12 protein-coding genes are annotated in these 13957 nt (G+C 49.7%); 11 read left to right on the top strand and 1 reads right to left on the bottom strand.

Annotated features, from left to right (window positions below; translation table 11 throughout):
• Positions 1-181 precede the first annotated feature (181 nt).
• The 5 genes from hisS to CF651_RS08125 all read left to right on the top strand — a co-directional run bounded on the left by hisS (position 182) and on the right by CF651_RS08125 (position 7407).
• Positions 182-1441, top strand: coding sequence for a histidine--tRNA ligase (gene hisS / locus CF651_RS08145; protein ID WP_094014358.1), 1260 nt, complete (start codon positions 182-184; stop codon positions 1439-1441).
• Between the two features lie 36 nt (positions 1442-1477).
• Positions 1478-3256: an aspartate--tRNA ligase gene (aspS, locus tag CF651_RS08140; RefSeq protein ID WP_094014357.1), complete on the top strand. Its 1779-nt coding sequence runs from the start codon at positions 1478-1480 to the stop codon at positions 3254-3256.
• Between the two features lie 147 nt (positions 3257-3403).
• On the top strand, positions 3404-4180 hold the full coding sequence (locus CF651_RS08135; protein ID WP_094014356.1) for a tRNA threonylcarbamoyladenosine dehydratase: 777 nt from the start codon (positions 3404-3406) through the stop codon (positions 4178-4180).
• A gap of 326 nt (positions 4181-4506) precedes the next feature.
• Positions 4507-5832, top strand: a complete 1326-nt coding sequence (locus CF651_RS08130; RefSeq protein ID WP_094014355.1) for a replication-associated recombination protein A — start codon at positions 4507-4509, stop codon at positions 5830-5832.
• A 255-nt stretch (positions 5833-6087) separates the two neighbouring features.
• On the top strand, positions 6088-7407 hold the full coding sequence (locus CF651_RS08125; RefSeq protein ID WP_094014354.1) for a hemolysin family protein: 1320 nt from the start codon (positions 6088-6090) through the stop codon (positions 7405-7407).
• A 91-nt stretch (positions 7408-7498) separates the two neighbouring features.
• Here the strand turns inward: CF651_RS08125 and mnmA are convergent, their stop codons facing one another.
• The gene (gene mnmA / locus CF651_RS08120) at positions 7499-8593 is read right to left on the bottom strand and encodes a tRNA 2-thiouridine(34) synthase MnmA (RefSeq protein ID WP_094014353.1); all 1095 of its coding nucleotides are present in this window, start codon (positions 8591-8593) and stop codon (positions 7499-7501) included.
• A gap of 220 nt (positions 8594-8813) precedes the next feature.
• Here mnmA and cymR point away from each other — a divergent pair, with 220 nt between their 5' ends.
• The 6 genes from cymR to CF651_RS08090 all read left to right on the top strand — a co-directional run bounded on the left by cymR (position 8814) and on the right by CF651_RS08090 (position 13937).
• Positions 8814-9233: a cysteine metabolism transcriptional regulator CymR gene (gene cymR / locus CF651_RS08115; RefSeq protein WP_094014352.1), complete on the top strand. Its 420-nt coding sequence runs from the start codon at positions 8814-8816 to the stop codon at positions 9231-9233.
• A 17-nt stretch (positions 9234-9250) separates the two neighbouring features.
• The gene (locus tag CF651_RS08110) at positions 9251-10399 is read left to right on the top strand and encodes a cysteine desulfurase family protein (RefSeq protein ID WP_094014351.1); all 1149 of its coding nucleotides are present in this window, start codon (positions 9251-9253) and stop codon (positions 10397-10399) included.
• 43 nt (positions 10400-10442) lie between these two features.
• A complete protein-coding gene (locus tag CF651_RS08105; RefSeq protein WP_094014350.1) occupies positions 10443-10964 on the top strand; it encodes a PRC-barrel domain-containing protein in 522 nt (173 codons plus the stop codon).
• A gap of 11 nt (positions 10965-10975) precedes the next feature.
• Positions 10976-11173 carry a hypothetical protein gene (locus CF651_RS08100; protein ID WP_094014349.1) on the top strand — a complete coding sequence of 66 codons (198 nt, stop codon included), beginning with the start codon at positions 10976-10978 and terminating at the stop codon, positions 11171-11173.
• Positions 11174-11413: 240 nt separating this feature from the next.
• Positions 11414-12484, top strand: a complete 1071-nt coding sequence (locus tag CF651_RS08095) for an AI-2E family transporter (protein WP_094014348.1) — start codon at positions 11414-11416, stop codon at positions 12482-12484.
• A 172-nt stretch (positions 12485-12656) separates the two neighbouring features.
• Positions 12657-13937 carry an ArsB/NhaD family transporter gene (locus tag CF651_RS08090; protein WP_094014347.1) on the top strand — a complete coding sequence of 427 codons (1281 nt, stop codon included), beginning with the start codon at positions 12657-12659 and terminating at the stop codon, positions 13935-13937.
• Positions 13938-13957: the final 20 nt, after the last annotated feature.

Genomic DNA, 13957 nt, shown 5'->3' with positions numbered 1-13957 from the left:
TTAAGAGTGTGAATTGAGCAGCGAAGCCGGCTTGATTCGAATCGTGGGTGGTACCGCGGGAGAATGTACGTTAACGAATCTCTCGTCCCTGACATTGTGTCAGGGGCGGGAGTTTTTTTATTTCAAGGCGATGCACTAACTAACGGGCGAAGCGGTCTGATTCAGAAAGGAGTAGCGATAGATGAGCATACAGAAACCAAAAGGAACGCAGGATTTGCTTCCTGGAGAAATTGAGAAATGGCAGTATATCGAGAACAAAGCGAGAGAGCTGTGCTCGCGTTTCAATTACCGTGAAATTCGGACGCCGATCTTTGAGAATACCGAGCTGTTCCAGCGCGGTGTCGGGGAGACGACGGATATCGTCGAGAAGGAGATGTACACCTTCATCGATAAAGGAGACCGCAGCATGTCGCTTCGGCCGGAAGGAACGGCTGGGGTCGTTCGGGCTTATGTGGAAAACAAGCTGTACGGGGAGCCGGACGTCAGCAAGCTTTACTATATCGGACCAATGTTCCGATACGAGCAGCCGCAAGCGGGACGCTACCGTCAGTTCCACCAATTCGGGATCGAAGCCTTCGGCGCTGTTGATCCAAGCATCGATGCCGAGGTTATTGCATTAGGCTACACATTCTATAAGGAGCTGGGGCTGAAGGATGTAACCGTAGAGATCAATTCCGTCGGGAATCCAGCCTGCCGTGCCGTGTACCGGGAGAAAATTCAGCAGTTTTTCGCTCCGGTGAAGGATAAGCTCTGCAAGGACTGCCAATCCCGTTACGACCGGAATCCAATGCGGATTCTCGATTGCAAGATCGACCAGAAATACGGAGAAGGGGCCCCAACCATTCTGGAGTACCTGGACGAGGAATGTACGGTGCACTTCCAGGCGGTGCAGGATCACCTGAATGCCATGGAAATTCCGATCCGAATCAATCCCCGGTTGGTACGTGGTCTGGACTACTATACGCACACCGCGTTCGAATATAAAGCCGCAGGGATCGGTGCAATTGATACGATTGGCGGTGGCGGCCGCTATAACGGGCTGGTAGGCCAAATCGGAGGCAACGATCAGCCTGGAGTAGGACTTGGGCTTGGCATGGAGCGTATTCTTCTCGTTCTGCAAGCGCAGGGCGTGGATATTCCTACTGCACCGCCATTGGATGTGTATTTGATCGGACTGGGCGAAACAGCCGAGAGGGAAGTAACGAAGCTGCTTCAACAGCTGAGGGTAGCCGGGCTGAAAGCGGAGAAAGACTACTTGGGCCGTAAAATGAAAGCCCAGATGAAATCGGCGGACCGTTATCACGCGAGCTTTGTAGCCATTCTGGGTGACGACGAGCTGGCGCGCGGGGAAATTACCGTGAAAACGATGGCTACCGGCGAACAGCAGACTTTATCCCTGGAGCAGTTTGTTGCAGCGATGCAGAAGCAAAAAGCTCTTTAATTTTGTTTTATTAATCCTAGGAGGTAGATGAAAATCATGTTATTGAAGACGCATCAATGTGGAACCTTAACGAAGGCAAATGTAGGAGAAACCGTTATTTTGAACGGTTGGGTACAACGTCGCCGTGACTTGGGCGGAGTATTGTTTATCGATCTGCGCGACCGCAGCGGACTGGTTCAAATCGTATTCAATCCGGACTTCTCGGGTGAAGCGTTGGGTACGGCAGATCGTGCACGTAACGAATATGTGCTTGCTGTCAAAGGGAAGGTCGTCGAGCGTGACGCAGCCACAGTGAATGCGAACCTGGCTACAGGCGAAATCGAAATTCAAGTAACCGAAATTGAAATCATGAATGCGGCAAAGAATCCGCCTTTCTTTATTGAAGACGGCATCGAAATCGATGAGTCCTTGCGTTTAAAATACCGTTACTTGGACCTGCGCCGTCCGGAAATGCAGCGCACCTTGTTCCTCCGCTCCAAAGCGGCCAAAATTTTCCGCGATTTCCTGGACGAGAACGGCTTCCTGGAAGTGGAAACGCCGATTTTGACGAAAAGTACACCGGAAGGCGCCCGCGACTACTTAGTGCCAAGCCGTGTGCATCCGGGAGAATTTTTTGCACTGCCGCAATCCCCTCAAATTTTCAAGCAGCTGTTAATGGTAGGCGGCGTGGAGCGTTATTATCAAATCGCCCGCTGCTTCCGTGACGAGGATCTTCGTGCGGACCGTCAGCCTGAGTTTACGCAGGTCGACATCGAGACCTCGTTCTTGTCTCAAGATCAACTGCTGGAATTGATGGAGGAGCTCGTTGTGAAGCTGATCAAGCAAACAACAGGCAATGAGATCGCCCGTCCATTCCAACGCATTAGCTATGCCGATGCTATGGGGAAATACGGCTCCGATAAACCGGATCTTCGTTTCGGCCTGGAGCTGCAGGATGTTTCCGACATCGTGTCGAATTCCGGCGTGAAAGTATTTGCGACCGTAGTGGAAAAAGGCGGCCAGGTGAAGGCGCTGAATGCCAAAGGCTGCGGCAGCTGGAGCCGGAAGGAAATCGATGATCTGGGTACCTACGCGTCCCGTTACGGTGCCAAAGGCTTGGCATGGGTTGTATTGAAGGACGGCGAAATGAAGGGGCCGATCGTGAAGTTCTTCACCGAGCAGGAGCTCGAAGCGTTGAAAGAGCGTTTGGGCGCTGAAGAAGGCGACCTGCTGTTGTTCTCGGCTGACACGAAAAAGGTTGTTGCCGATGTACTCGGTAACCTTCGATTGAAAATCGGACGTGATCTGGGTCTGATCAACGAGAAGGAATTCAAGTTTGCATGGGTCGTGGACTTCCCGCTGCTTGGCTATGACGAAGAAGCAAAACGCTATGTCGCCGAGCATCATCCGTTCACGCGTCCGAAGGAAGAGGATCTGCACTTCTTCGATACCGATCCGGGACAAATTCGCGCTCAAGCGTATGACCTTGTCTTGAACGGCTATGAAGTCGGTGGCGGTTCGATGCGGATTTACAAGCGTGATGTGCAGGAGAAAATGTTTAAAGCGCTTGGCTTCTCCCAGGAAGAAGCACAAGAGCAATTCGGCTTCCTGCTTGAAGCGTTCGAGTACGGTACGCCTCCGCATGGCGGTATTGCATTCGGCTTCGACCGTCTGGTGATGCTGATCACAGGACGTACGAACCTTCGTGAAACGATTGCATTCCCGAAAACAGCGAGCGCTACGGACTTGCTGATGGATGCACCGAGTGAAGTGGACAACAAGCAGTTAGACCAATTGTCCATTCGTTTGGCATTGAAGCAGCCGGCTTCGAAGTAAGTCAGAGGTTGGGGTAAGCAGAGGAGCGGGTTGAGCGGTCACTATGATGGAATAGGGGCAGCTTGATCCGCTCTTCCAACACCCATCCCCTATATGCCTGACTGTAATACATAAACGATCACAATAAATAATAAGGAGGTCAGCGGAATGCTGCATCAGTTCTCACGAACGGAGCTTGCCATCGGGCCGGAAGGTCTGAACGTAATGCGCAACAGCTGTGTAGCCGTACTTGGTGTCGGGGGAGTCGGTTCCATTGCTGCAGAAGCCTTGGCTCGCACAGGGGTAGGTAGAATCATCCTGATTGATAAAGACGTCGTCGACATCACCAATATTAACCGGCAGGTCCATGCTCTTTTATCGACCGTGGGTCAGCCGAAATCGGACCTGATGCGGGATCGGATCAAAGAGATCAATCCCGAGTGTGATGCGGTCTCGCTGCGTATGTTCTACACGGAAGAAACGTACGAGAAGCTATTCGAATATCCGCTTGATTATGTCATCGATGCGTCGGATACGGTCAGCTACAAGATTCATGTAATTAAGCAGTGCCTACAGCGAAAAATCCCTATCATTTCCAGTATGGGAGCGGCCAATAAAATGGATCCTTCCAAGTTCCAGGTAGGCGACATTTCCAAGACGACCGTGGATCCGCTGGCTCGTGTGATCCGGCATAAGCTGCGGAAGGAAGGCATCAAGAAAGGTGTCAAAGTCGTGTTCTCCACAGAGGAGCCGATAAAGCCGCGGGCAGACGTAACGCAGAAGATTGTACCGGAGAATGCGCCGGATATTCGCAAAGCGCAGCAGCCGCCTGCGAGTAATGCTTTTGTTCCGCCGGTGGCTGGATTGATCGCCGTGAGTGTAGTGGTTAAAGACCTGCTGGACAAGGCAGCGAAAGCCGAGAAGGCAAATACGCAGCAATCCTGAGACAAATGATGTTATGCTGTCAGTTTAATAGACCCAAGAAAAGAAAGCATGGCCCGAAGCTGCACATTGCGCGGAGGGCGGTGCTTTTTTTGGCAGATAAGCGTAGAAGCTTCTCATACCTCTTCTGCCTTGACAAGCGCATGCCTTCTGGAAGGACGATGAAGCGGATAATTCTTGCCTGTATGATGCGTACGGAAGAAGAAAATGCGATACGTTTACCCTTGGTGATTGGTGTTTCTGGCAGGCTGGCTTTATAATGAATGGAAGATGGAATAGAGGTTTTCTCATATGTATGAACCATTAGCTGGGTAAAGGTTGGGATCACGTTGGATTTATTTTCATTGGCAGCGGAAGAGCATTCACAAGGAAAGCTGCTGGCGGACCGGATGCGACCGGTGACACTTCAAGAATATATCGGACAAGAACATATTGTAGGACCCGGTAAGCTGCTCCGGCGTGCGATTGAAGCGGATCAGGTATCCTCGATTCTATTGTACGGCCCGCCGGGAACAGGCAAAACGACGCTGGCGCACATTATTTCCCGCGCGACGCAGGGGGAATTCGTCAAGCTGAACGCCGTAGACGCTACGGTCAAGGACGTTCGTGACGTTATCGAACAGGCCAAGAACAATAAAGAGCTGTATGGACGCAAGACCATACTGTTTCTCGATGAAGTGCACCGCTTCAATACATCGCGCCAGGATGCGCTGCTGCCTGCAGTCGAGCAGGGTATTATCGTCTTCATCGGCGCGACGACGGAGAACCCGTTCCACCATGTGAACGGGGCCCTGCTGTCGCGCTCAACGCTCTTCGAGCTGCACGCGCTGACGCACGAGCATTCGCTTGCGGCGCTGCGCCGCGCGCTCACCGACCGCGACCGCGGCCTCGGCTTCATGCCGCTCGAGGCCGCGGACGAAGCGCTTGAGCACATTGCGCGCATGGCCGGCGGAGACATCCGCCGCGCGCTCAATGCGCTCGAGCTGGCCGCGCTAACCACCCCGCCGGATGTGGACGGGGTGGTGCGCGTAACGCTCGAGGTCGCCGAAGAATCGATTCGGCGACCGACCGTGAAGGCCGACGAGTCGACGCAGTACGACGTCTTGTCGGCCTTCCACAAAAGCATCCGCGGCTCGAGCGACGCCGCGCTGTTCTGGTTCCTGTATGCCGTCGAGAGGCTCGGCATGGACCCGATGACCTTCCTGCGGCGGCTGATCGTCGCCTGCAGCGAGGATATCGGCCTGGCCAACCCGCAGGCGATGGTACAGGCCGTGACGGCAATGGACGCCTATCACAAGATCGGCTGGCCGGAGTCCAAGTATGTGATCGCCCAGGCGATATTGTTTGCGGCGGAGAGCCCCAAATCCAATGCCATTCCATCGGCAATTGCCCAGGTGATGGGAGCGTTTGACGCCATAGGGGAAGCCTCGGTGCCGCATCATCTGCGAGACGCCCACTACAAGGGGGCGGAGAAGCTCGGTCATGTAGGCTACAAGTACCCGCATCTTTATCCGGGGCATTATGTCGATCAGGAATATCTCCCGTCGAAGCTGTCAGGGACCCATTTTTATGTGGCGACAGAACAGGGGATGGAGGACAAGATCCGACAAAATCAAGAGAGAAGAAGGAAAAATACAGTCCCAAAACAACCGTAAGACCGTGCTAGGACCAAGTATCGGCATGATAAGGGCGTTTCCGTATGGTTTTGTTAAATAGTTCAAGCTTTTTGAGGGAATATTCCGTAATTTTGAGCATAGCACGAGCTTTGACTGTATAGCTTATTAATATATAATTTATTTAATGAAGTGTTACTGGCATTTTATTGTACACAAATCGAAACCTAAGGGAGGTGTACCTATTCACCTCAAACGAGGGGAATAGGAAATGTATTGGATAGTGACCCGTTACCGATGCTGTTGAATCTTGGTTTAGTATTGCTCTTGGTATTTTTAAACGGTTTCTTCGTGGCGGTCGAGTTCGCCATGGTCAAAGTCCGCAACAGCCGGATCGAGGTGCTGGCGCAGGAAGGAAACCGGAATGCCAAATTTGCCAAAATTATGATGGGTAACCTCAACGGCTACTTATCAGCCTGCCAGCTGGGCATTACGTTAGCTTCGCTAGCGTTGGGCTGGATTGGTGAACCCGCAATTGCTAAGCTGCTTCAGCCGGTGCTTGAGCCGCTACAAATCCCTAATTCGGTTGAACATACGATCTCATTCGTTATCGCATTCACCTTGATTACGTCTTTTCACATCACGCTCGGCGAGCAGTTTCCCAAAACGTACGCTATTCGGATGTCTGAGCAAGTGGCCATGCTTTCGGCCGGTCCTATGATTTTATTTTACAAAATGATGTATCCATTTATCTGGTTTCTGAACGGAACCTCCAATTGGATGCTCCGTAAAGTCGGTATTGAACCAACTGCCGAGCATGATACGGCTCATACCGAGGAAGAAATTCGTGTATTTATGAAGGAAAGCAACAAAAGCGGACTGATCGATAATACCGAGATGGCATTGGTTGATAACATTTTTGAATTTACCGAAACGAATGCAAGAGAAATTATGATTCCAAGAACCGAAATGGAATGTCTTTATGCTAATTTAACTTATGAAGAGAACCGGCAAATCGCCGTTACCCAAATGCATACGCGCTATCCTGTGTGCGATCCGGATAAAGATAACATTATCGGCTTTGTTCACATCAAGGATTTGCTTAAATCCGATCGTGGGCTTGAAACGATCAAGAGCATCATGAGACCTATCACCAAAGTGCCGGAATCGATGCAGATCAGTGCGCTGCTGAAGCTGATGCAGAAGAAAAAGACGCAGATGGCTTTGCTGATCGACGAATACGGAGGGACCTCCGGCCTGGTAACATTCGAGGATATTATTGAAGAGATCGTCGGAGAAGTGCAGGATGAGTTCGATGAAGAGCGCCCTCAGATCGAGAAGAAGGATGAATTGACGCATTCCATCGACGGCAGGATGCTGATTGAAGAAGTAAACAGCTACTTCGGTCTGGAGATCGAGTCGGATGATTACGATACGATCGGCGGATGGATCTATTCCCAGGTCGAAATGCCGCCGAAGCGGCACCAGCGTATTCATTATGATGAGACCTACGAATTTATTATTGATGAGACGGAGCACTTGCGGATCTCGCGTATTCTGGTGCGCAAGCGTTCAGAAGAGCAGCAGCCTCCGGCTTCTGCAAGCGTCAGTCTGTAGTATGAGTACATCATTGTGTATAAAAAAGAAGCGGGTTTCTCCCGGTGCGCTAATTAATCGCATCGGAGAAACCCGCTTTTTACTTCCCGTATTATTGGATCACAGTATCGATTGTGGCTCCGCCCAAACAAACCGCTCCATCGTAGAAAACAACGGCCTGACCGGGCGTGATCGCCTTTTGCGGTTGATCAAAGGTGATCTCACAGGTAGTCCCGTCTTCGCCGAACACGACCGTAACGCCTTGATCCGGTTGACGGTAACGGAATTTAGCCGTACACTTCACCGGCTCCTTCGGCGCTTCACCGCTGATCCAGTTCACGTCGGTCGCACGCAGTCCTGTCGTATACAGGCTCGGGTGCTTCTCACCTTGTACTACGTACAGGATGTTCTTCTCCAAATCCTTTCCTGCCACGAACCAGGGCTCGCCGCTGCCGGAGCCGCCGATGCCTAGTCCTTGACGCTGGCCTAGGGTGTAGTACATCAGGCCGTCGTGATATCCCTTCACTTCCCCTTCGAGGGTGCGCATTTCCCCGGATTTGGCGGGCAGGTAGCCGCTGAGGAATTCCTTGAAATTGCGCTCGCCGATGAAGCATACTCCGGTGCTGTCTTTCTTCTTGGCCGTTGCGAGGCCGGCCTTCTCGGCAATGGCCCGAACCTCCGGCTTCGGCAGATGCCCGATCGGGAACATCGCTTTGGACAGCTGGTACTGGTTGAGTGCATTCAGGAAGTAGGTTTGATCCTTGTTGTTATCGACACCCCGCAGCAGCTGGAATTTCCCGTCTTCTCCTTGCTTGACTTGCGCATAATGGCCTGTGGCGATGTAATCCGCACCAAGGTCGAGCGCCTTTTGCAGAAATTCGCCGAACTTGATTTCCCTGTTGCACATGACGTCCGGATTCGGTGTTCTTCCTTTGCGGTATTCATCAAGGAAGTACTGGAACACCTTATCCATGTATTGTTTTTCAAAATTTACCGTATAATAGGGAATACCGATCTGCTCGCAAACGCGGCGAACGTCTTCGGCATCGTCCTCTGCGGTACAATGGCCGAACTCATCCGTGTCGTCCCAGTTTTTCATGAAGACGCCGATGACCTCGTAGCCTTGTTCCTTTAATAAAAGCGCGGACACGGAAGAGTCGACTCCGCCGGACATTCCGAGTACAACGCGTGTTTTGTTATTATTCATCTTCAACCCTCACTTTTACTGCATAATCTCATGCGGGTGTTCAGCATTGATGGACGTTGAAGCAGCATGCTGGACAAGCTCATAGCTTGTATTATACATCGCTTTAGCTTAATAATAAAATATTTCATCAATATGTCACGGTTTTACTCCCATAATACAGGGTTTTATGATAGGATATAAATGATACAAAAATGTATGAAATGTGAACGAGGTGCTCTATTTGAAGATATCTACTAAAGGCCGATACGGTTTAACCATCATGATGGAACTGGCAACTAGATACGGAGAAGGCCCCACCTCTTTGAAAAGTATCGCGGAAAAGCATCAGCTTTCCGAGCATTACTTGGAGCAGTTGGTTGCTCCTTTACGGAATGCCGGTATGGTGAAAAGTATACGGGGCGCTTATGGAGGATATATTTTATCCAAAAATCCAGAGGATATTTCCGCAGGAGATGTCATCCGCGTATTGGAAGGCCCGATTTCCCCGGTTGATTTTACGGAAGAAGATGACCCGGCCAAACGAGACTTGTGGGTGCGAATCCGCGATAGCATTGCCGACGTATTGGATTCGACGACTTTGCACGATTTGATTACCTTCAAGGGTGAAGGGCTGACAGACAATTACATGTTTTATATTTAGTTCACTGGAGTTTTGATATGACACACATTTATTTTGATCACGCCGCGACAACTCCGGTTCACCCGGAGGTTGTCCAAGCCATGCTTCCTTATTTCACTCAAGTATTCGGGAACGCCTCCAGTACTCATAGCGCAGGAAGAGAAGCACGTGCCGCCATCCATCAAGCAAGAGAGAGCATAGCTTCCTTTATCAGCTGCGCGCCTTCCCAGCTGCTGTTCACAAGCGGCGGAACGGAGAGCGACAATATGGCCATCTTCGGTGCTGCTCAAGCGGGCAAGTCCGTAGGCCGTCATATCATTACCTCCCAAATTGAGCATCATGCAGTACTGCATGCTTGCGAGCATTTGGAGAAGCAAGGCTATGAAGTAACGTATTTGCCGGTGGATCATACCGGAACCATCAGCATCGAGCAATTGGAGCAATCCGTACGTCCCGACACGATATGTATCAGTATCATGTACGCCAACAATGAAGTAGGGACGATTCAACCCATTCAACAAATTGGAACGATCGCGCGTGCGAAGGGCATTCCGTTTCATGTGGATGCTGTACAGGCGCTTGGACATATACCGATTGATTTGAACCTGCTGCCGGTAGATATGATGAGCTTTTCCGCCCATAAGGTTCAAGGCCCCAAAGGGATTGGCGCACTTTATATCGCCAAACAAACACAGATTCCGCCCATGCTGTTCGGAGGCAATCAAGAACGTAAACGTCGGGCAGGTACCGAGAATAATGCCGCTATCGTCGGTTTTGGCAAAGCTCTTCAATTATTGGCAGGCGATATGTATGAAACGCAACAAAAGTTGGAAAAACTACGTCTAGATATGGTAACAAAGCTCACGGAGCTATTGGGAACGGATCAAGTTGTCATCAACGGCCACCCTACTGAACGGCTTCCTCATATTTTGAATGTGAGCTTTCCGGGGGTTGCCACCGAGACAATGCTGATGAACCTGGACCTTGAAGGGATTGCTGCAGCAAGCGGCTCAGCATGTACGTCCGGCTCTTTGGAAGTGTCGCATGTATTGAAGGCAATGAATCTTCCGGAAGAGGTTTTAACCTCTGCCGTACGCTTCAGCTTCGGTTCTGACAATACGCCGGAGCAAATCGAAATCGCTGCCCACAAAATTGCAACCATTGTTCAACGTATTCGTAATAAATAAGAAGCGGCTTATCCTTTGTTAGCTGCTTTGGGAGGCACCACGATTGAAGAGAGCAAGGGATGTCATTGGTTTGCCGATTATAAGCGTGAAGACCGGCAAACAGATAGGCACGGCCAAAGATATGGAACTCGGTGAAGATTGGAGCATTGAAGCGGTGCTGCTTGAGACGAAGCATTGGTTCTCTACACCCGGGTGTATATTGTGGAAGGACATCATTGCTCTTGGCGAGGATGCTATTACGGTCCATGATGAAGACGCTGTGACCCAAAGGGAAGAGGGAGCAGGCCATACTTCGTTGATCAATGGGGATCGGAAGCTCAAAGGGCTGCCTGTGGTGACAGCAAACGGTCAACAATTGGGCATAGTAGATGACGTTTATTTGGATCCAAATTTGGGTAAAAAGGTAATAGGATATGAATTAACCGAAGGGTTTATTTCGGATTTAAGAGAAGGGCGCAAATGGCTGCCCTTGCCAGAATCGGTGACAGTGGGTGAAGATGCGATCATTGTACCTATGCATTGTCAGGATGCATTGGAGGATAGCTTCATACCAAAAGAAGAATAGGGTGATCAATTATGTTACGTTGTCCAAACTGCAACTCCAAAGACATTGGGAAAATAGGCTCCCATCAATTTTATTGCTGGGGCTGCTTTATCGAATTGACCGTGAACGGGGAAAAAATGTCCGTTTATCAAGTAGAAGAAGACGGTACGCTTAGTTCGCTGGATGATTTGTTTTTTGAAGAGGAAGTTCCTCAAGTCCATGCCAATTAATGCATCCTATTTCACATAGATACAATCTATATCGCATCGCCACTAACCGCACGGGAGCGGAAGGGCAGGTGCGATTTTTTTTATCTTAACAAACACACATGCCGTCTAGAAAGTCGAACGAAGCTGTTAATCTGTATTGATGTCCGTTGTTTATGCATAAGGACCTGCAGGGTTAGGATGTCCATCTAATACATATACTGTATGGGAGAAGGTACGGACTCTTAAGGCAGGTGAATTCAAATGGATCGATTTTATAAAAGCCGGCTGTTTATCGTTCTTATCTATACCATATTATGCTTGTTTGCTTTGTTTATGCTGCTTCAGATCAAGCCGATGCTGCTGGCAGTGTATCATTTTCTAAAGGAAATATTTGCACCGTTCATCATTGCGATGATTATTTCGTATGTGCTGAATCCAATCGTCTCGCTGCTTAACGCACGCAAAATGCCCCGTACCGTAGCGGTGCTCTTGATTTATACCATGTTTATTGTATCGACGACGGTCGTGCTAATGAACATCATTCCGATGTTTATGGGACAGCTCACTGAGCTGAATGAGCATATTCCTCAGCTGGCTATGAAGGCGCAGAGCATCGTCGACGGTGTAAACCAGGAAAAATCGATACCTGACAGCATACGCATTGGCATAAATAAGTCGCTGGCCCGGCTCGAGAACGGGATTTCTACAGCGATTTCGGATTATATCAACGGGATCGGGAACACGATCAATATGCTGTTTGTCGCTTTTATCGTGCCGTTTCTTGCCTTTTATATATTAAAAGACTTTCAATTGATCGAGAAAACCGCATTAGCCATTGTTCCGAAAACGAAACGAAAGCAAATCGTGACACTGCTCGTGGATATCGATACAGCTTTGGGACACTACATCCGCGGTCAGTTTATCGTTTGTGTACTGATTGGATTGCTTGCTTACATAGGCTATTGGATGATTGGTATGCCATATGCGCTGCTGCTTGCGAGCCTGGTTGCGATCTTTAACATTATCCCGTACCTGGGCCCTTTCTTTGGTGCCGCTCCGGCTATTATTATGGCTTCCACCGTCTCCTTCAAAATGGTGCTGCTGGTTGTAATCGTCAACACGATTTGTCAGGTTTTGGAGGGAAATGTGATTTCTCCTCAAGTCGTCGGACGCTCATTGAAAATGCATCCGCTCCTCATTATTTTTGCTTTACTGGTAGGCGGAGAGCTGGCAGGCGTAGTCGGCCTCATTCTGGCTGTTCCTTTTTTCGCAGTGATGAAGGTGATTCTTCAGCATGTGTCTATGTACTATATTCACCGCAGAACGACTTGAAAAAAAGTGGCTGAGGAATTGAAACTTTTTCATCGGGTGAGCGTATTACCTATGGGCCAGAAAGGTCGAGCGGAGAAACAAGTTCATATGTATATGTTTTTTGGAGGAGCCTGTCACCAAGGGCTCTTTTTGTGTTTTTTGGGACATATGCAGGGATGAAGGGGGACATGAAATGGATCAACAAGCATGGATGGCAATTGGTATTTTTCTAGTAATTTACGGTTTAATTATTTCGGAGAAAATTCACCGTACGATCGTGGCGATGATCGGCGGCATTCTCATGGTCGGTTTGGGGATCGTGAGTCAGGAAACTGCACTGCATCATATTGATTTTAATACGCTGGGCCTGCTGGTAGGGATGATGATTATCGTGGGAATCACCGCGGAAACCGGGCTGTTCAAGTATATTGCGATTTGGGCAGCCAAGAAGGTAGGAGGGCATCCGGTCCGCATATTGGTCGTGCTGTGTCTCGTAACAGCGGTAGGCTCCGCTTTTCTGGATAATGTGACCACGGTTCTGCTGATGGTTCCCGTAACGTTCAGTATTACCCGACAGCTGAGGGTGACACCCGTTCCTTTTTTCATTTCCCAAATCATGGCTTCCAATATTGGAGGAACGGCGACTTTGATCGGGGATCCGCCTAACATAATGATCGGCAGCGCCGTGAAGGAATTAACCTTTATGGCGTTTATCAACAACTTGAGTTTGATATCGTTTATTATATTATTCGTAACAATCCCTTTCTTCGTGCTGCTGTACCGCAAACAAATTCAAACGACCGAGGAGCTTCGACTCAGTATTATGGATCTGGATGAGAAGGCGGAGATTCAAAATCCGGCATTGTTAAAAAAATGCTTAACCGTGCTGGGTTTAACGATTATTGGGTTTTTCGTTCATCAGATCGTTCATCTGGAATCCGCTACGGTGGCTTTGGCCGGAGCCTTCCTGCTCCTGCTGCTGACAGGGGAGCATTATTTGGAAGAGGCGTTTCACCGGGTGGAGTGGACGACGATTTTCTTTTTTGTCGGGCTGTTCGTCCTTGTATCCGGTTTGGTGGAAACAGAAGTCATTGCAGCCTTGGCCGATTATGCCGTGGGTGTAACCGGAGGCGACGTTGCAAAGTCGGCGATTCTTATTCTTTGGCTAAGTGCGATTGCCTCAGCGTTTCTCGATAACATCCCGTTTGTGGCGACGATGATTCCAATGATTCAAGAGATGGGGACGATGGGGGTCACGAATCTGGAGCCGCTTTGGTGGAGCTTGGCGCTCGGTGCTTGTCTCGGCGGCAACGGCTCGTTGATCGGAGCAAGCGCTAATCTTATTGTTGCAGGCCTTTCGGGGAAAGAAGGACATCGGATTTCCTTTATGCAATATTTTAAAATCGGATTTCCCCTCATGCTGCTCTCGGTTCTCATAGCTAATGTGTATATTTACTTGCGATATTTAATGTGAGAAGATAATGATCTGATGGG

Source organism: Paenibacillus rigui (assembly GCF_002234615.1).
GTDB lineage: Bacteria > Bacillota > Bacilli > Paenibacillales > NBRC-103111 > Paenibacillus_S > Paenibacillus_S rigui.
Note: the sequence above shows the minus strand (reverse complement) of the source record. Positions and strands in the feature narration are given on the sequence as shown.